At 45.6% G+C, this 18994-nt stretch carries 23 protein-coding genes; all 23 read right to left on the bottom strand.

Going from position 1 to position 18994, the window contains the following annotated elements; translation table 11 throughout:
* Positions 1 to 55: 55 nt before the first annotated feature.
* The 23 genes from recN to spoIIIAA all read right to left on the bottom strand — a co-directional run bounded on the left by recN (position 56) and on the right by spoIIIAA (position 18961).
* On the bottom strand, positions 56 to 1768 hold the full coding sequence (gene recN, locus BK120_RS08125) for a DNA repair protein RecN (RefSeq protein WP_076266963.1): 1713 nt from the start codon (positions 1766 to 1768) through the stop codon (positions 56 to 58).
* Between the two features lie 16 nt (positions 1769 to 1784).
* On the bottom strand, positions 1785 to 2237 hold the full coding sequence (gene ahrC, locus BK120_RS08120) for a transcriptional regulator AhrC/ArgR (protein ID WP_076266962.1): 453 nt from the start codon (positions 2235 to 2237) through the stop codon (positions 1785 to 1787).
* Positions 2238 to 2253: 16 nt separating this feature from the next.
* Positions 2254 to 2721: a hypothetical protein gene (locus BK120_RS08115; protein ID WP_076266961.1), complete on the bottom strand. Its 468-nt coding sequence runs from the start codon at positions 2719 to 2721 to the stop codon at positions 2254 to 2256.
* Between the two features lie 179 nt (positions 2722 to 2900).
* Positions 2901 to 3734: a TlyA family RNA methyltransferase gene (locus BK120_RS08110; RefSeq protein ID WP_076266960.1), complete on the bottom strand. Its 834-nt coding sequence runs from the start codon at positions 3732 to 3734 to the stop codon at positions 2901 to 2903.
* A gap of 16 nt (positions 3735 to 3750) precedes the next feature.
* On the bottom strand, positions 3751 to 5649 hold the full coding sequence (gene dxs, locus BK120_RS08105; protein WP_076267073.1) for a 1-deoxy-D-xylulose-5-phosphate synthase: 1899 nt from the start codon (positions 5647 to 5649) through the stop codon (positions 3751 to 3753).
* 117 nt (positions 5650 to 5766) lie between these two features.
* Positions 5767 to 6681, bottom strand: coding sequence for a polyprenyl synthetase family protein (locus BK120_RS08100; protein WP_076266959.1), 915 nt, complete (start codon positions 6679 to 6681; stop codon positions 5767 to 5769).
* A 2-nt stretch (positions 6682 to 6683) separates the two neighbouring features.
* The gene (gene xseB / locus BK120_RS08095) at positions 6684 to 6938 is read right to left on the bottom strand and encodes an exodeoxyribonuclease VII small subunit (RefSeq protein ID WP_076266958.1); all 255 of its coding nucleotides are present in this window, start codon (positions 6936 to 6938) and stop codon (positions 6684 to 6686) included.
* Entirely contained in the window at positions 6916 to 8292 is a 1377-nt protein-coding gene (gene xseA, locus BK120_RS08090) for an exodeoxyribonuclease VII large subunit (RefSeq protein ID WP_076266957.1), read from the bottom strand. Before xseA ends, xseB begins: the two co-directional genes overlap by 23 nt.
* Positions 8293 to 8300: 8 nt before the next feature.
* Positions 8301 to 9161: a bifunctional methylenetetrahydrofolate dehydrogenase/methenyltetrahydrofolate cyclohydrolase FolD gene (folD, locus tag BK120_RS08085; protein ID WP_076266956.1), complete on the bottom strand. Its 861-nt coding sequence runs from the start codon at positions 9159 to 9161 to the stop codon at positions 8301 to 8303.
* Positions 9162 to 9211: 50 nt separating this feature from the next.
* Entirely contained in the window at positions 9212 to 9655 is a 444-nt protein-coding gene (nusB, locus tag BK120_RS08080) for a transcription antitermination factor NusB (RefSeq protein ID WP_054024290.1), read from the bottom strand.
* 150 nt (positions 9656 to 9805) lie between these two features.
* The gene (locus BK120_RS08075) at positions 9806 to 10036 is read right to left on the bottom strand and encodes a DUF2273 domain-containing protein (protein WP_076266955.1); all 231 of its coding nucleotides are present in this window, start codon (positions 10034 to 10036) and stop codon (positions 9806 to 9808) included.
* Positions 10037 to 10050: 14 nt separating this feature from the next.
* The gene (gene amaP, locus BK120_RS08070) at positions 10051 to 10608 is read right to left on the bottom strand and encodes an alkaline shock response membrane anchor protein AmaP (RefSeq protein WP_076266954.1); all 558 of its coding nucleotides are present in this window, start codon (positions 10606 to 10608) and stop codon (positions 10051 to 10053) included.
* Positions 10609 to 10710: 102 nt separating this feature from the next.
* The gene (locus BK120_RS08065) at positions 10711 to 11118 is read right to left on the bottom strand and encodes an Asp23/Gls24 family envelope stress response protein (protein ID WP_076266953.1); all 408 of its coding nucleotides are present in this window, start codon (positions 11116 to 11118) and stop codon (positions 10711 to 10713) included.
* Between the two features lie 136 nt (positions 11119 to 11254).
* Positions 11255 to 12610: an acetyl-CoA carboxylase biotin carboxylase subunit gene (accC, locus tag BK120_RS08060; protein ID WP_076266952.1), complete on the bottom strand. Its 1356-nt coding sequence runs from the start codon at positions 12608 to 12610 to the stop codon at positions 11255 to 11257.
* 53 nt (positions 12611 to 12663) lie between these two features.
* The gene (gene accB / locus BK120_RS08055) at positions 12664 to 13155 is read right to left on the bottom strand and encodes an acetyl-CoA carboxylase biotin carboxyl carrier protein (protein WP_076266951.1); all 492 of its coding nucleotides are present in this window, start codon (positions 13153 to 13155) and stop codon (positions 12664 to 12666) included.
* Between the two features lie 231 nt (positions 13156 to 13386).
* On the bottom strand, positions 13387 to 14019 hold the full coding sequence (locus BK120_RS08050) for a SpoIIIAH-like family protein (protein ID WP_076266950.1): 633 nt from the start codon (positions 14017 to 14019) through the stop codon (positions 13387 to 13389).
* Between the two features lie 32 nt (positions 14020 to 14051).
* Positions 14052 to 14684: a stage III sporulation protein AG gene (spoIIIAG, locus tag BK120_RS08045; protein ID WP_076266949.1), complete on the bottom strand. Its 633-nt coding sequence runs from the start codon at positions 14682 to 14684 to the stop codon at positions 14052 to 14054.
* A 32-nt stretch (positions 14685 to 14716) separates the two neighbouring features.
* Positions 14717 to 15472: a stage III sporulation protein AF gene (spoIIIAF, locus tag BK120_RS08040; RefSeq protein ID WP_076266948.1), complete on the bottom strand. Its 756-nt coding sequence runs from the start codon at positions 15470 to 15472 to the stop codon at positions 14717 to 14719.
* Between the two features lie 17 nt (positions 15473 to 15489).
* Positions 15490 to 16734 (bottom strand): stage III sporulation protein AE, encoded by a 1245-nt coding sequence (gene spoIIIAE / locus BK120_RS08035; protein ID WP_076267072.1) that lies wholly within the window; start codon positions 16732 to 16734, stop codon positions 15490 to 15492.
* Between the two features lie 8 nt (positions 16735 to 16742).
* On the bottom strand, positions 16743 to 17138 hold the full coding sequence (spoIIIAD, locus tag BK120_RS08030; protein ID WP_054024281.1) for a stage III sporulation protein AD: 396 nt from the start codon (positions 17136 to 17138) through the stop codon (positions 16743 to 16745).
* Positions 17139 to 17177: 39 nt separating this feature from the next.
* The gene (gene spoIIIAC / locus BK120_RS08025) at positions 17178 to 17381 is read right to left on the bottom strand and encodes a stage III sporulation protein AC (protein WP_054024280.1); all 204 of its coding nucleotides are present in this window, start codon (positions 17379 to 17381) and stop codon (positions 17178 to 17180) included.
* A gap of 15 nt (positions 17382 to 17396) precedes the next feature.
* A complete protein-coding gene (spoIIIAB, locus tag BK120_RS08020) occupies positions 17397 to 17915 on the bottom strand; it encodes a stage III sporulation protein SpoIIIAB (protein ID WP_076266947.1) in 519 nt (172 codons plus the stop codon).
* A complete protein-coding gene (gene spoIIIAA, locus BK120_RS08015) occupies positions 17912 to 18961 on the bottom strand; it encodes a stage III sporulation protein AA (RefSeq protein WP_076266946.1) in 1050 nt (349 codons plus the stop codon). The genes spoIIIAB and spoIIIAA overlap by 4 nt, the downstream gene beginning before the upstream one ends.
* Between the last annotated feature and the right edge of the window lie 33 nt (positions 18962 to 18994).

Raw genomic sequence — 18994 nt, 5'->3', positions numbered from 1 at the left:
GTTACCCTCACCCGTTCGTTTTATGTCCACAAAAACATTCCCTAATTGGCTTCCATTACGCTCCTTTCTGTCTATGTGCCAAATCAAGCATTTCTTGTGCATGATTCCGTGTTTTTTCCGTTACTTCCACTCCGCCGAGCATACGAGCAAGCTCTTCGATACGTACAGCTTCAAGCAATTCCGATACAGATGTAGAGGTACGCGAACCAATGACTTGTTTTCTTATTTCATAATGATGATCTGCCATGCAAGCAACCTGAGGCAAATGGGTTATAGAGAATACTTGGCACTTCAATGCAAGCTGTGACATTTTCTCTGCGATAGCCTGAGCAGCACGTCCGCTAACGCCAGTATCGACCTCATCAAAAATAAGTACAGGCACTTGATCAATTTCTGCGAAAATGCTCTTAAGGGCGAGCATAATTCGCGACATTTCTCCCCCAGAAGCAATCTTGCTTAACTGCTTCAACGGCTCTCCTGGGTTTGTAGAGAGCATAAAGATCGCTTCATCCATACCGTTACTATGCAAGCGAATCTGCTTTGTTTCACCTGCTCCTCCGACTGTCGTATCGATTTGCACACGAAACTTAGCCGCTGGCATTTGAAGCTGTCCTAGCTCATTCTCGATCGCTTCAGACAGCTTTGTCGCTGCATGCTCCCGAAGCTGCGACAATTCCTGTGCCAAAATCAGCGCTTGATCATAAAGCTTAATTTCCTCTGCTTTAAGCTCTTCAAGAAGTTGATCACGGTTCTCGATCTTGTCACGATCTACAATTGTCCTCTCTAAATAAGCAAGTATATCGGGTATTGTTTCCCCGTATTTGCGCTTCATACTATTTATTAAATCAAGTCTGTCTTCAACCTGCGAGAGCTGATCAGGATCAGACTCAATTCCATCTCGATAATCACGAAGCTGGAATGCAGCATCTTCAGCTTGATAAAAGGCAGATTGAAGTTGTTCAAGAAGTGGATTTAGTTTCGCTGCATCATAAGTTTGAATATCTATCAGCTTAGCTACTGCTTTGCTAACCATATCAAGCCCTTTGCCTCCATACAAAAGCGAATAGGCCTCCGACACGGCGTCCATTCTCTTCCCTGCATACAATAGCTTGCGCCTCTGCTCTGTTAGAAGCTCATCTTCCAACGGCTTAAGCTGCGCATTCGTAATTTCTTCAATTTGAAAACGATATAAATCAAGCATTTGCACATTGTGTCTAGTCGAATTTTCCAGCTCGCGCAAAGATGCTCTTGCCTGCTGCAGCTGTGAAAATATGGTCCGATATATTTGCTTCCGTTCAATTAGCAAATCTCCAGCGAATAGATCTAGCCACTCTAAATGCTGTTCTGTTCGAAGGAGTGATTGATGCTCATGCTGACCATGAATATTGACAAGGCATTCGCCAATTTCTCTTAGCATCGTCATTGTAACGAGCTGGCCATTCACACGGCTGCTGCTCTTACCATTTGCAGACAGCTCTCTTCTTATTACTAACATCTCTTCACAGGATGCATGTACACCAAGCTTGTTCAGAACGATCCATACAGGATGATTTCGTGGAAGGTCAAATAAAGCTTCCATTTCAGCTTTATCACAACCATACCGTACCATGTCTGCGGAGCCTCTACCGCCGACCAGCAAGCTTAGCGCATCAATAAGAATCGATTTGCCTGCACCTGTCTCTCCTGTCAATACATGAAATCCATGATGAAATGTAACGTTTACTTCTTCAATTACCGCTAAATTCCTTATCGACAACTCACGCAGCATGGCTCTGACATCCTCCTTAGTTCAACAGCTCAAGTAATCGTTCTACTACTTCATTGCTTTGCTTCTTGGTTCTGCAAATCATCAAGATCGTATCGTCTCCGCAGATAGTACCCATTACTTCAGTCCATTCCATATTATCAACCAATGCACAAATGGTGTTCGCCGTCCCTGGCAAACATTTCATAACAACAAGATTATCTGTAAAGTCAATATGTACAAAATGGTCAAGCAACGCACGCTTGAGCTTATGAATAGGATTTTGCTTCTGATGCTCTTGCGGAATGGAATATTTATATTTCCCTTCACCTGCCGGCACTTTAATTAGCATTAATTCCTTCATATCACGTGATACGGTCGCTTGCGTTACTTGCATACCTGTTGTGCGAAGCGCTTCAACAAGCTCCTCTTGTGTCTCAATCACACTATTGCTAATAATTTCTTTGATTCGATATTGACGAAGCCCCTTCATAAAAAACCTCCATGAGTTATTGGTCTGCGATGTGAAACGTGACTTTGCGAATCAACTTCTCCCTTGCGTCCACGAATAAAATTCCATCGCATTCGGGCAAAAGCAGCGAATACACAAGCAAACGATCTCTTACACCGCTCGGCGACCAGTCAATTGGCATCCGGTCACGAGCTGTTTTCACTATATACGTGCAATTATTCATTTCCGCAATATAATCAATGTATAACCGGCTTCCCTTTCCAAGCGGCACATCATCAAGCTTGATTGGAATCGGAACTAAATGTTTTCCTGAAATTACTTCGTACCCAGCTTGCTCCAGCAACAATATATTCTCATCATCTACTGAAAGAGTACCGCCCTTGCCGAGCGTAAGCCGACTAACGCTTGCAGGCTCATGCAGCCAGCGGTGAAACACTCTGAACAGCCACAATACGAACAAACATCCAGCAACCAGCATGATCGCCCAATCACCATAGGTTCCCATCAGCATCCCCCATTCGCAAATGGATTGTATACTTATTCGTTCGCTATGCTGGGGGCATTTTCCTGTTTATGTCGATTGCCGAACGTTTGTTTGCTTTTCTATAGTTTAACAAATGGAGCACTATGCTGTAAAGTAAAAAAGATGCCGGCAGTTATGACGCTGCCAGGCACCTTTCTCATTTATTTATTGGTTGTAAAGGTTTCATTTGCTTGTTTCACTAGCTCCGCTAATGCGTTGTCATCGGGTACAGCTGAATTTGGTTCAGCTAACCAATGCCAATAAGCTAAAAATTCGATATTGCCTTCTCCACCCGTAATTGGAGAGAACGTAATATCCTGCAATGAAAAACCAATCTCAGCTGCTCCAGTCAAAACGGTCCGAAGTACATCTCTGTGTACGCCAGAGTCACGTACAACTCCAGATTTACCTACTTTCTCCCGCCCAGCCTCGAATTGCGGCTTAATTAAAGCTACAATACCGGAACCAACCGTTAATAACGTAGATAAAGCAGGCAATATATGTTTTAACGAAATAAACGATACATCAATTGTTGCAAATGTCGGCGGTGGTCCAACTAAATCTGCTGGCTGCGTATAACGAAAATTAGTTCGCTCCATAACATGAACGCGTTCATCTTGTCTTAGCGACCAATCAAGTTGGTTATATCCAACATCAATAGCATATACATATGATGCCCCATTTTGTAATGCGCAGTCGGTAAAGCCACCGGTTGATGCACCGATATCGAGCATAACGCGTTCGCGCAAATCAATATTAAACACTCGAATCGCTTTTTCAAGCTTTAGCCCGCCTCGGCTAACATAAGGATGAAGTGCGCCCTTTACCTTAATGTCTGCCGAACGTGCCACCTTCATACCGCTTTTGTCAACAGGCTCGTCATTTACTAGCACAAGACCCGCCATCAAAGCCGCTTTTGCCTTTTCTCTGCTTTCATAAAAGCCGCGCTCAACAAGCAATACGTCTATTCGCTCTTTAGCTGTTGTTGTTGTCATCTTTCACCCTCAGACGTTACTGTTTGCCAGTAACTCGTTTCATGCGCCTTGGCTGCATCGTTTTTAATTCAGTTGCAACTCTCTCAGCCGTTAATCCAATTTCTTTGCGTTGTTCTTTAATGGATCCGTGTTCAACGAATACATCAGGTACTCCAATGATCCGAATAGTTAATCCATAAATGCCTTTGAGTGAAAAGAACTCAAGCACTGAGCTGCCAAAACCGCCAAGCTCTGCATTTTCCTCAAGTACAATCATATGCCTGCCTTCTGCAGCAAACGATAATAACATCTTTTCATCAAGCGGCTTAATAAACCGAGCATTTACAATTTGAACATTGATGCCTTCACGCTTGAGAAGGTCTGCAGCTTCTTCAGCAACCTGCAGCATCGGTCCAATGGCCATAATGACGGTGGAGTCGCCTTCGCGTACGGTTTCCCACTTGCCTATAGGCAATACTTGCGGATCTGCTTCCATCTCTACGCCTAATCCTGCAATTCGCGGATAACGAACGGCTATTGGTCCATCATTATATTCTACGGCGGTCTTGAGCATTCGTCTTAGCTCATTCTCATCCTTAGGCATCATAATGACCAAATTCGGTATATGTCTTAAGAATGAAATATCATAAACACCATGATGTGTTTCACCATCCGGGCCAACGAATCCAGCACGGTCTATGGCAAATATAACATTCAGGTTCTGACGGCAAATATCATGAACGACTTGATCATATGCTCGTTGCAAGAAAGTCGAATACACTGCAAACACAGGTTTCATGCCTTCAATCGCTAAAGCAGCAGACATGGTAGCTGCATGTTGTTCTGCAATGCCCACATCGATCATTCGATTCGGGAATCTTGCTGCGAATGGCAGCAAACCAGAACCGCCCGGCATTGCTGGAGTAACAGCAACGATGCGCTCATCCTTTTCAGCAAGCTCAATTAGCATCTGACCAAAAACGTCAGTATATACTGGCGGGCCAACTGCTTTGACTACTTGGCCTGATTCAATTTTGTATGGCGTGATGCCATGCCATTTGAACGAATCTGCTTCGGCAGGTGAATAACCTTTACCTTTCACAGTCAATACATGGACTAAAACAGGTCCTGGCATTGCATCCGCTTGACGCATAATATCAATCACTTGCTCGATATCATGTCCGTCTACAGGACCCAGGTAAGTAAATCCAAATTGCTCGAACAAAATGCCGCTAACGAGCAAATATTTTAAGCTGTCTTTGAAACGTTCAGCCGTCTTAGCAAGCTTCCCGCCGATTGCCGGGATTTTGTTGAGCAGCTGTTGAAGCTCATCCTTAGCTTTATGATAATGACGATCTGTACGAATTTTCCCTAAATAGTGATGCAATGCACCCACATTTGGAGCAATCGACATCTCATTATCATTCAAGACAACGATTAGGTTCTTGTTCTCGTGTCCGATATGATTAAGCGCTTCTAAGGCCATACCGCCAGTTAAAGCACCATCGCCAATAACTGCAACTACACGATTGCTCTCACCCTTAAGATCACGAGCAAGCGCCATACCCATAGCGGCAGACAATGATGTACTGCTATGTCCAGCTTCCCAAACATCATGTTCGCTTTCTGAACGTTTGACGAAACCGCATAAACCTTTATATTGTCGCAGTGTATCAAACCGATCCATACGACCAGTTAAAATTTTATGAACGTAGGATTGATGGCCTACATCAAAAATAAACTTATCTTCTGGACTATTAAATAAATAATGCATGGCTAGGGTCAGCTCAACGACTCCTAAGTTAGGAGCGAGATGACCACCCGTAACGGAAAGCTTCTCAATAAGGAACTGACGGATTTCAGCGGCCAGTTGCTCTAGCTGAGCAGTTGTCAAAGCTTTCAAATCTTGAGGTCCGTTAATCTGGTCAAGCAGCACGTTACTTTCCTCGCTTTCGCGGACAGCATTTATTGCTGTCCCATGTACATCTACATTTTTCCTATTATAGCATACCGAGCTTTTTTTCCCAACCAAAATGGAAAAAGCATCACATACTCAATGATCGCGCCCAACAAGATAATCTGCAATTTCAAGCAGTCGATCTGGAGCTATGAACTCCGCTTCCAGCACGGCAGACTTCGCTTCCTGGGTAAGCCGTTCAACTTGAGCTTTGCTTTCTTCTATTCCGATAAGGAACGGATAGGTTACTTTATTTTGCTGAACATCACTGTTCGTCTTCTTACCCAGCTTCTTCTCGTCCCCAATCAAATCCAAAATATCATCCTGAATTTGAAAAGCTAGACCGATGTTGCGTCCGTAAATCGCGAGCAGTTCAAGCTGCTTTTCTGTTGCTCCGCCAATACGGCCGCCAGCCATAACCGAGAAAGCAATAAGATCACTTGTTTTATGAAGATGAATATACTCTAGTTCATGAATTGACGTAATGCCTTGCTCACCTAGCATATCGGCAACTTGACCGCCTACCATCCCCGGAGCTCCTGCTAATTTAGCCAAATCTTCGACAATGGCAAGCGCAACATCTGCTGCGACACCGCCTTGACGAGCTGCTTGTGGAATTAAATGAAAGGCATGCGTCAGAAGCGCATCCCCGGCTAATATTGCCATTGCTTCACCAAAAACCTTGTGGTTGGTTGGCTTGCCTCTGCGGAAATCATCATCATCCATAGCTGGCAAATCATCATGCACTAACGAATAGGTGTGTATAAACTCTACGGCACAAGCAACAGGCATAGCAGCATTCAATGTTTCCGGCTTATTGAAAACAGCTTCGGCGGCTGCAATAACGAGTGCTGGTCTTAAGCGTTTCCCACCTGCTTCAAGGGAATAGAGCATTGCTTCCCTCAAACGTAGGGGAACATCCCATGAGCTTGGTAACGATTGTTTTAGCGAAGCTTCAATAAGCTCCGTGGTTTGCGATAAATATGCTTTTATTGCTGCCCTCTCGCTCAAGCTTATTCCCCTTTATTCTCGATTGCATCTGCAAACGTTTTTTTCTGGAAGCCTTGCTCTGTTTCAATCAATAGTTCGATTTTTTGCTCAACTTGCTCAAGTTTACCTCCGCAAAGCTGCGAAAGCTTCATTCCTTCCTGGAATAACTCAATCGCTGTCTCAAGAGGAACATCGCCATTCTCAAGCTTAGATACAATAGAATCTAGTCGTTCCATTGCTTGCTCAAATGTGAGCTCACTTTGATTCGTTGCTGCCATCCATTTGATCTCCTCTCAATGAACCTACATGACAATCTAGCTGACCGTCCGCTACTTTCACCTTTACGATGTCGCCTACTTTCACATCGCGAATCGATTTGATTAATCGTTGCTCTTGCTCATCATACACAAGGCTGTAACCTCTAGACATAACTTTTAAAGGACTTAAGGCATCAAGCTGCTTCATAGAGGTAAAAAGCTTGTTTTTCCTGTCTTTAACAGAATTATTCATAGCACTCTCTAGCTGCTTCGTCGCTGTCTGCCACCGTTTGGCTGCGAAAGCTACCCGCTCGCCGGGATGATGGGCAGAAAGTGTAGCTTGCTGCCTTGCCAATCTTATATGACTTCGTTCTGTAATACGTTTTGTTCGCTGAACGAGCTGCTCTGACAATCGATCGAGCCGTTCTGCCTGTTCAAGCAAATACCTGCGCGGAAACAAGAAAAAAGGTGAACGTCTTATGCGCTGCAGCTTCTCCTTCTCATCGCTTACACGGTAACGAATTCCTTGTACTAGACGCTGCTGCTGGCGATTCAGCTGCTGCTTCAATTCGGAAATGCTCGGAACAGCGAGCTCTGCTGCAGCTGTAGGTGTGGCAGCACGCAAATCAGCGACAAAATCAGCAATCGTGAAATCTGTCTCATGGCCTACCGCACTGATTATCGGAATCTGCGAGTTCGAGATGCTTCGAGCAACGGATTCTTCATTGAAAGCCCACAGTTCTTCTAATGATCCGCCGCCGCGCCCTACAATTAATACGTCGGCTTCGCCGAAACGGTTCATTGCTTCTATCGCTTTTACAATAGCAGGTGCTGCCCCAGTCCCTTGAACGAGCACAGGATAAACATATATCGGTATTAATGGGTAACGGCGCTGCAAAGTAATAATAATATCACGTACAGCTGCACCCGTTGGCGATGTGATAACTCCAATAGCCTTTGGAAAAAGAGGAATCGCCCGTTTGCGCGACTCTGCGAAGAGTCCTTCATTGCTCAGCTTGCTCTTAAGCTGTTCAAACGCAAGATACAAGCTCCCAATACCGTCAGGCTGCATCGAATTAACATAAAATTGATAATTGCCGTCGCGCTCATAAACCGTTATATTCCCTCTAGCAATTACCTTTGTACCTTCCTTAGGTATAAACGGAAGCCGCTGGTTATGGGATGCGAACATAATGGATTTGATCCGGCTATCGCTATCTTTCAGCGTAAAATACATATGTCCGCTTGAATGATGTGTAAAATTGGAAATTTCACCGCGCAGCCAAATATCGCCAAGCAGTGTATCCGACTCCATTTTCATGCGAATATACCGATTAAGCTCTTTTATGGAATAAATTCGAGGCTGATCAGCCATGCCCGCCATCACTCCTTAATTCCGTTAGCCCTTTTTGCTGCTGTAATCGTATTTTTCATTAAGAGCGTAATCGTCATAGGACCAACTCCGCCTGGTACCGGTGTAATAAAGCCGGCTGTATCCAAACAATCGTCAAAATCAACATCACCCGCGAGCTTGCCGCTCTCCAAACGGTTAATGCCGACATCAATAACAATTGCCCCTGGCTTAACAAATTTACTGTCAATAGCCTTTGCCTTCCCGATGGCAACAACAAGAATATCTGCTTGTTTAGCGATTTCCTCCATGTTTGCGGTACGAGAATGACAGATGGTAACTGTAGCATTCTCACGAAGCAGCAGCATGGCAACAGGCTTGCCCACAATATTGCTTCTTCCGATAACAACGGCATGTTTCCCCGAAATGTCGACGCCGCTGCGCTTAATAAGCTCAATGACTCCTGCAGGCGTACAAGGCAGCAGGCTGTCGTCGCCAATAACCAAATTGCCAACACTTTCCGGATGGAAGCCGTCAACATCTTTTTCAACGGCAATCGCATCAATAACAGCCTTCTCGTTAATATGCTTCGGAAGAGGCAGTTGAACTAGAATCCCGTTAATCGTAGACTGATTGTTCAAACGTTCAATAACAGCAAGTAAATCCTCTTCACTTGTGTCTGCGTCTAAACGATGTACCTCTGAATAAAAACCAAGCTGCTGGCAAGCTTTTTCCTTAGAGCCAACGTAAACTTTTGAGGCAGGATCTTCGCCTACGAGTACGACTGCCAAACCTGGGATAATTCCCTTTTCTTTCAAGGCTGCAGTTTCCGTAATCATCTCCTCACGGATAAGGTCGGATATTTTCTTTCCTTCAATGATTTGTGCACACATAGCTCCAGTCTCCTTTTACATCGATGAATGTTTGATTAATTTCATATCCATTATGATTTTAATTCTTCGATTTCCAAAAGCAATTTTCCAAGTACGCCGTTTACAAACTTGCCGGATTCCTCTGTGCCAAAATGCTTGGCAAGCTCAATCGCTTCATTGATCGTTGCTTTCGGCGGAACATCGTCGCGGAATACCATCTCGTACGTAGCAAGTCTTAGAACCTGGCGATCTACGCGGGATAAACGATCAATATGCCAGCCTGTCAAAAACTGCTGAAGCATCCCGTCAATGGCTTGCTTATGCTCCATCACGCCAGCTACAATCTCACGTGCGAACGCATCTGTGCTGCCTATCTCAGCAGGATCGGCACCCATTTCATTATCTAAACTCATTTCTTCCACAAGCATGTCCACTGCATCTGAAGCCGTAACTTCATTCATTTCCATCTGGTATAAGCTTGAAATCGCTATTTCTCGTGCTAATCTACGTTTCATGTGACCTCCGCGGCAGTTTCATGCCGATAAAATGGTTTTATTCTTGTAAACTCAATTGTTCAAGCCAATATTCCAAAAAAAACCTATGATCTCCTCCCTGCCCCGAATAAGCGGCTTTCCGAAATCCGGAGTACGGAGGAGACCACAGGATCATTTAAACGGTCGAAATCTTTCCAACAACGAATACCAAAGCCGCTGCCATGGAAAAATAGGTCCGTCGCTTGTTTCCTTTTGTAAGCCGATCCAATAACCGATTGAGACGAGCAGCCCTACAAAAAGCATGTCCCAAAAACCGACAAACAAATATAGCAATCCGAAAAACAGCCCTATCGCTGCGCCAATCATACGCTTTTGATAGATGTTCCAGAATTCCCTCCACATGAGCAAACTCACCTCTATTCCACGCGACTCTTAAATGTCCCCGTTTGAATGATGTTCGCAACATATACCGCAACGTTCGTTACGGGTATACCGGCAATATCCTCTACATGCTCTTTCACCGTACGTTGAATCTCTTCCGTAAGCACCGGTATGGAACTTTCTCCATCTACTACAGCACGTATTACGATATCAAGTCCAGCATCCGTTGCCCGAATGCGAGCTCGCAAGTCCTTAACGCCGCGCTGGCGCGATGCTGCTTTCAATGTCAAATTTTCAATGGTTTCAAGAGAGATGCGAATATCTCCGAAATCAGTTCTTTGATCAATTGACGGAGCTGTAGCTGATCCGCGATAAAGAGATACGACAAAAAACCTTAGGCTAAGAATGAATAGGATGACTCCGACAACTGCGAGCGTAATTTGAATGGAGTCGATACGATATAAATCGCCTATTAAATCGTTTAATAAATCTCGCGATATCCAGCCAAATCCTATGGATAGCAGAAAAACGGATAAACATCCAATCACGATGCTATACAAAAACAAAAGCAGCTTGTCCACGACCTTAATCATGCGTAGCGCCTCCTCCTGCCAAGCCGAATGAAAACCCCCTTGCGCCGAGCGGCATGCCCATTCACGAGGGGGTTGTACGGGATTTAATTAAAACATCTTTATTTATTTAACTCGGTGCAGCACTTCTTCTTCTTCCGGTTTATCAGGCGTCTTGAAATGTACATCGTGAATATGTACGTTCACTTCAACAACGTGGAGTCCCGTCATCATCTCGATAGAACGTTTCACATTGCGTTGAATTTCCGAAGCGATCTCCGGAATACGGTTGCCGTACTCAACGATAATGGATACATCTACCGCAGCTTCGCGCTGACCCACTTCAACTTTAACACCTTTGGATAAATTTTTGCGTCCAAGAAGCTCTACGATGCCTCCTGCAAATCCGCCGCTCATTCCAGCGACTCCATCCACTTCAATCGTAGCTAATCCAGCGATAACTTCGATGACTTCAGGTGCAATTTGAATCGTGCCAATGTCCGTTTTCTCATACTCCGCAGCTATCGTACTCATGATGGCTGTACACCTCCTTAAAGTTGCGCGTACTCGGCGTCAAGGCCAAGCAATAAACCGCATCTTGTTAATATACTATAACATTCGGTAAGAAATATGACAAACGATACTACTTGTTCACATCTTTGTCGTATCTTCATTCAGGAGCGTTAATATCGTGCTCCTCAAGAAACTTAATGTCGAAGTTTCCGCTTACGAATTTCGGGTGATTCAGCAGCTTCAAATGGAAAGGAATTGTTGTCCGAATGCCATCAATAGCAAATTCAGACAATGCCCGTTTCATTCTTGCAATGGCTTCTTCGCGGGTAGAGCCCCAAACGATAAGCTTAGCAATCATCGAATCGTAATGCGGTGAAATCGTATAGCCAGGGTAAACTGCGCTATCCACACGTACACCCGCGCCGCCCGGCGGCAAGTAAAAAGGGATCAGGCCAGGAGAAGGCATAAAGTTCCTTTCGGAATCCTCTGCGTTAATCCGGCACTCGATGGACCAGCCAGTAATTTTCAAATCACTTTGTGAGAACGAAAGTGGATTGCCCTCTGCTACAGAAATCATTTCTTTAATTAAATCCACGTTAGTGATCATCTCCGTTACGGGATGCTCAACTTGGATACGCGTATTCATTTCCATAAAGTAGAACTTCTCATCAGGGCCAAGTAGAAACTCTAATGTTCCTGCACCTGAGTAATTTACAGCTAAAGCTGCGCGAACAGCTGCTTGTCCCATCTTATCCCGTAGTTCAGGAGTAAGAACAGAACAAGGTGCCTCTTCGACGAGCTTCTGGCGTCTGCGCTGCACAGAGCAATCACGTTCGAACAAATGAACAGCATTGCCATGCTTGTCAGCCATAATTTGAATTTCAACGTGCTTCATGCCCGTCAAATATTTTTCAAGATAAACGCCCGCATTTCCGAAAGCCTTTTGAGCTTCCTGTTGTGCAGTCGTAATTTGCGCTACTAGCGTTGTCTCGTCATCCGCAATTCGGATGCCTTTGCCTCCGCCGCCCGCTGTTGCTTTAATAATAACGGGGTAGCCGATTTCACGAGCGACACGGATAGCTTCATCCATATTCTCAACAAGACCGTCAGAACCCGGAATGATTGGCACATCAGCTGTTCTCATCGTCAGCTTAGCAACCGCTTTGTCGCCCATTTTATTAATGGCTTCCGGCGATGGCCCGATGAAGGTGATATTGCATGATTCGCATATTTCAGCAAAGTCAGCGTTTTCAGCTAGAAAACCATAGCCTGGATGGATAGCATCACACTCGGTTATTGTAGCTACGCTCATAATATTCGTTAAGTTTAAATAGCTGTCTTTGGATGCCGTGGGCCCGATACAATAGGCTTCATCGGCTAACCGTACATGAAGCGAATCACGATCCGCTTCGGAATAAACGGCAACAGTGCTAATACCTAATTCGCGGCAAGCGCGAATGATACGTACAGCAATCTCACCGCGGTTTGCAATTAATATTTTGTGAAATTTCACGTAGGAACCCCTTTCAAACGACAGTTTCCCTGTTCGGACGTCAACTCACTACATTATTCAGGCTTTACAAGGAATAGTGGCTGGCCGTACTCAACGAGCTGACCATTAGAAACCAAAATTTCTACGATTTCGCCTTTAACTTCTGCTTCAAGTTCATTCATCAGCTTCATAGCTTCCAATATACATACGACGCTCTTATCATTTACGCGATCGCCTACTTTTACGAAAGCTCCCGCTTCCGGAGTAGGTGAGCTATAGAACGTTCCTACCATTGGAGATACGATTTGGTGCAAATGATCCGTTGAAGGACGAGCTGGCGCCGTTTCTTGTACGGCTTGAGGCTGCGCTGCTGGAGCGGCTGGCTGAGCTTGTAATGGTGCAGGCGCGTATGTATGCGTAATTGGGGCCGCTTGCACATTCACCACTTCTGTTTTGCCAGGCTTGCGGATGAGCAGGCGAGTCCCTTCGTTTTCAATTTCCAGCTCATGAACGGAAGTTTGATCAACCAATTTGATCAACTCTTTGATCTCGCTCAATTTGAACATGAATATTTTCACTCCTTAAATTTGCGATAGCAAGATTGCTTCCATAGCTTGTACACCTAAATGGTGTCCATGCCATTATAACCAATTCTTTCACATAACGTTTAACATTATATCATAAACAAGCCTGAACACGAATCATTTTTTGTATATTCGAGCATGACAGCCAAAAAAAAGGTCTTGCCCCCTCCAGCTAATATGCCGAAGGGACAAGGCCTTTTCTTGATGGTAGAGCTATTGAGGCTGCTTAACCGCTACATATTGTACGGATACTTGGTCAGCATCGACATCAAGCGTGCTCATGACCAGCTTAATAATGTCTGCTGCTTGCTTTTTCTCAAGCTTATCGCTAGAAACCACTACATTGTATTTATCGCTTTGCTCGTCGATAACTACATTTTCGTATTGTTTCAGCAGCTCTGCTTCAATGCCTGTGAGCTTCGTGTGCTTCTCCTCCAGCATGTCAAGCTCAGCTATAGCGGCTGATGCTTCCTCCGGTTTTTTTAGCGTATCATTAACTGCTGCCATCACCCGGTTATCTACCTCGTTGTATTTCATTTCCCGTTTGGCTAGCAGTTCACTAAAAACGCCGCCTGCTGCTAATCCTTGCGCATCAATCTGTTTCAAAGTTTCTTTATCAGCTTCGCTCAAAACCGCTCCATCAACTGGCTTCTCTACCTCGTTTAAAACGATACCATTGCCGCTTGTTGCAGCTTCTGTCGCATTTTGCGCCGCTTGCTCTGTTTGCGAGCCATCCGTCAACACATCAGGCGTATCCACATCTTGCGTGAATAAATAATACGCTGATAATACCACCATTAAACTGAGCATTGATACAAGCCATACCGTTTGTCTTTTCGTGTTCATGAGAACACCCTCCCCATCATTTCAATTTGGTTTTATTGTTTGCTTGGTACAACAGAAATTCGATTAACCGGTACGTTGATGCCCTTCTCCACCGCATTGGTAATGAGACGTCTGACTGTTACGTTTTCAGCACCTTTGGCAACTATGAGAATACCGCGTATACGCGGGTTAATCGTTTTAGTTATAATTGGCTTTTGGTCTCCGGACACTTCGTACAATACGACCTGTCCGTCTTTTGTGATTGATGTAATGTGCCTCTTGCCGCCGTTCGGATCATTCTCATCCGTAATTTGCTGCGATTCTTGTGTATTTCGTTCTAGGATGCTTTCTTCTGTAGAATCGAGAGTTACAAGCACATCAACCGTTCCAACGCCTACAATTTTCTCTAATATTTCCTTCAGCCTTACTTCTAAGGAATTTTCGAGAGTGGCGAACACTGAACTTCCTGAGGTAACCGAATTGCCCCAAGCTGCCTCCGACTGAGGCGGCGGATTAGGTTCTTGCACAGATGGCTCAACTCCTTTATAGGGTAAAAATGAATTTAGAATCATTAGTGCTGCACCAATCCCCCCAATGATTAGTAAAATTCGCAGTGTCCGCACTCGCTTTGGACCGCCAGGACCGCCGCCAACCGCTGATTCTATGCCATCAAGCCATTTGGCCACCGCGCCTTACCCCCTCTCCATCTTCGAACCTTTCACTTCGCCTTTTGTTGATCCGCAGGTTGTCTTACGATGATTTGATCCTCAGCAAGCCCCCACCCCTTCGAAATCAAGCTGCTTATTGCAGCTGAAGTCGCTGGATCAGCTCTTGACCAATTCCCTTCCGTCTTTTCCGTTTCCGTAGATGCTTTCAGAACAGCTTGATCATCTATCCCGTTTGGAACTGTGCTTCCGCCTTCAATAGGCGCTATTTCAACATCTACAACAACGGGCTGTACTGCTTCCACGGAAGCCTCTTCCTTAAACGAGCTTTTTTTGTTATCTGCTGCTTTGAGTGTCACGGTTACTTCACTAATATAGGGTGTTGCTTTGCCGGAAACGGTAGTCCATTTCAATACGGCATCAACCTCTGCTATAGGTGCTTTTGTCCGCTCGACGAGCTCATTTCGAATGGAAGCTTCCAATGTTCGTTCCGTTAATTTTGCAGCCTCCAGGCTGCGTTTATCGCTCATCGCCTGAGCATCTCGCTTAATTTGGTTTAATCCGCTCATTTGCGATTCAACCTTCATGGCAGATTTGCTCCAATTATCCATTCCTTCATCCAGCTTGGCTCCAATGTCGCTTTGTATAAGTTTCAATATGGGTGAGAGTATCGTCAGAAGGATGAACAAGCCGACTACTAGCCGAGCGTAGCGCTGCATTGCTTTGTTCGGGAGCAGAAGTTCGACGAACACTGCCAGAAGAATGACTGCAATAATATCTCTCAGCCAGTCGCTTAACCAAGCAATCACAGCTCTCGTCTCCTTCCTTACCTGACCATCATCGCCGCATTGCCTGCAGTCAAAATGATCGTAACCGCAAGAAAAAACATAAGACTGACGGCAGCCAAAGCCGCAAATACGTAAATCATCGTCTTGCCGATCGTCTCTAGGCAGGTGACGATCGGTGATTCTCCCAGCGGCTGCATGACAGCAGCAGCAATGTTATAAATGAGCGCTAGCGTCAAAATTTTGATTGCAGGAAATGCGCTGATGAAGAGCAGAATAATGACACCTGCTAAGCCAATTGCATTTTTCGCAAGCATGGAAGCAGAGATGACTGTATCCGCCGCATCTGAAAACATTCTCCCTACAACAGGGACGAAATTCCCTGTTACGAACTTTGCCGTTCGCAGTGTAACGCCATCTGTAACCGCTCCTGTCGCCCCTTGTACGGAGATGACTCCTAGAAAAACGGTCAGCAGCACTCCCATCACACCTACTCCAATGTTTCGCAGCAGATTAGCTAGTTGGGTAACCTTGAATTTTTCTGATAAAGCACTTGCTATATGAAGCACGGCCGAAAAGAACAATAATGGAAACACTAGCGTGTAAATAAGTGTTCCTACGGCATGAATCATGAAAATGATCAATGGATGTAAAACCGATACGGTGACTACGTTGCCCATTGAAGCAAGCAGCGTTAGCAGCAGCGGGACCATCGCAAGCATAAATTGAATCATGCTTTCAATTGCTCCTTTTGCATAACCCATTGCGACATGGAAACTGTTTACCGCTATAATGATAAGCACCATGTACGTAATCGAGTAAGCTACCTTGCTGACCGCGTTTCGTTCAAAAGCATTTTGCAGCGTTTCAAGCACCATACTGAACACCGTCAGCATCACTATTGTCACAAGGAGCTTGCCATTATAGAGCACCTCATGCCACAAATACTTCAGCAGGCCGCTCAGCATATCCGTTAGCTTTAGGCCATCACCTCCTGGAAGAATCATCTCCATGAAACTTGGAATATGCTGCTCTGGGAAAAAACCGCCATACTCGCTTCGGAGATTGTTCCAGTAAGATTCAACAGCCCCCGTTTCCAATCCGCCAATCTGCTGAGTTGTCAGCTCCTTTGCAAGCTCATCCGCGTTAGCTTGATTATCCAAAACCGGCGCTGCGCTCTCACCGCTAATGGCATAGGTAACTGTCGGGGCGATTGATAAAATGACCATGGATACAAAGATGAACAGCAACAGCTTGGCCCGTTCACGTGCAGGAGTCAGCTTCATCATCCGCTTCAGCCCCCATCCGGCAGCAGCCCGATTACTGTCTCGACAATGACGCTGATAATAGGGACAGCCATAACAAGAATAAACACTTTGCCGGCAAATTCGATTTTTGAGGCAATTCCTTCTTGCCCTGCATCTCTGACGATCTGTGCTCCAAACTCAGCAATATATGCGATTCCGATTATTTTCAAGATCGTCTTCAAGTAAATGGAAGGGATACCTGATCGATTAGCCAGATCCTCAAGCACGGAAATGACAATTTCGATTTTGCCGATCAAATACAGGAATATAAACAATCCCGTAAACGCGGCGAGCAAAAAGGAGAACATCGGTTTTTGCTCTCGAACGACAATAATGAGTACCGAAGCCATCAGACCAAGACCAACGATTTGAATCATTTCCATTTGGCTCACCTGCTTGCAATCACTTCTAAATGATGACGTCTACTGGAACAAAAAAATTGATTTAATTTCTTGGAATAATTCATTAAGCATTCGTACAACCATAAACAAAACGACAACAAATCCGATTAGCGTTACCCAGTGCGCCATATCTTCTTTTCCCATTTGCTTCAGCACCGAATGTATCATTGCGATAACAATTCCGATTCCAGCAATTTGGAAAATGGCGCTCACATCCATATTCATCAATGCGGCACCCCACTACACCATCAAAATGACGACCAGAACGGCGATCAAAATTCCGAGACTTTTCCACATTTTCTCGTAACGCCCCTGATCGTCTCTCGCAGCGTCCTCCTCAGCCTTCAGCTGCAATAACGCAAGATGTATATGCTTCATTTGATCTTCCTTATCGCTTATACCAAGCGTCGTTCCTAAACGTATAAGTACGGCTTGTTCGTTTTTTCGCATCGAAGTTGCATCCCATTGCGACTTTATCGCTTGCTCCCAGCTATCGCTGAAGGTAAAGCTTTCGGTTTCCCAAACCCCGTTTGCTGCCTTGCGAAAAATGGTTGCTAACGGCTCCGGAGTAGCGGAAGCTGTCCTCTCCAGTGCTTCTGGCAATGGAGTATGACCATAACCGATTTCTGTCTCCAGCCTTTGCAGTGCATGTGCCAGCTGTCTTAGCTGCCTTGGACGTTCGGCGAATTTCGCTGCTTGCTGGAAGCCTATCATCGTGCCTGCAAACAGGACCAAAACCGCACCTAACAGCTTTATCACGGGTCACCAGCTCGAAATCGGCCAGAGAAGGAAGGTGCAGTATCCGCAAGTTGCCGATTAGGCGGCTTTGGCTCGCGTGCAGGAGCTCGTTCGGCGACTGCCTCAGCAGGAACGACGCGGTGCATGATACCTTGATCTGTGCGCTTCAGCTCCACCACGTAGGTGAACGCTCCTTCTTCCAGCAGCTTCAGCAGCACCGGCCTGCCTCTAGCATCCTGCAAATCGTAGGCGTGCGCGGTTGCGACTACACTAATTCCCGCGTGGCTTGCTTCTCGGATGGCTTCCGCATCCTCAGGCCGTCCAATCTCATCAATAATCATAACCTCTGGTGACATTGAGCGAAGCAGCATCATCATGCCTTCTGCCTTCGGACAAGCGTCCATAACATCGGTTCTAGGGCCAACATCAAACGTTGGAATACCGCGAACACAGGCTGCAATCTCTGAACGCTCATCAACGATTCCTACCTTTCGGCCCTGCCATCCGCTTGCTTCTAGACTTGGCCATAACCCATAGCTGACTGATCTCGCAATGTCACGCACGAGTGTTGTTTTACCTTGCTGCGGCGGAGCTAGAATGAGAGTGGAATGCAGCGTTTTTCTCGTCCGATCGATTAGTTTGGGCAGCAGAAGCGCACTCGCTCCGATCACTTCTCTAGCAACTCGAATATTGAATGCGCCAATATCGCGAATACCCCTCACAACGCCGCTGTCGAGTATCGTCCTGCCCGCTAGTCCAATGCGATGTCCGCCTGAAACCGTTATGAAGCCCCTTCTCAGTTCCTCCTCCATCGCATACAAGGAATAGTTGGTAATGCGTTCGAGCAGCTTGCGACATGTGTCTGCCGAAGGCTTGTATGCTCCGTCGGCAGCCTGACGCAGCGTCCCGTCAATCATCATAAATCGAGACTGTCCGCGGAACCCTATTTCTAGCGGTCGTCCCTCTCGAATCCGAATTTCCTCCAGCTGCTCCTGCATTTGTTCAGGAAGGCGCTCCAGCAGCGTCTTCAGCTCCAAAGGCAATAAATGTGATACGCGTGCCAGCATATGATTATCACTCCCGGATGTTTGTCCTTCGTA

Origin of the sequence: Paenibacillus sp. FSL A5-0031 (assembly GCF_001956295.1) — a bacterium.
Classification (GTDB): Bacteria; Bacillota; Bacilli; order Paenibacillales; family Paenibacillaceae; genus Pristimantibacillus.
This window is presented reverse-complemented; position numbering and strand designations above follow the sequence as displayed.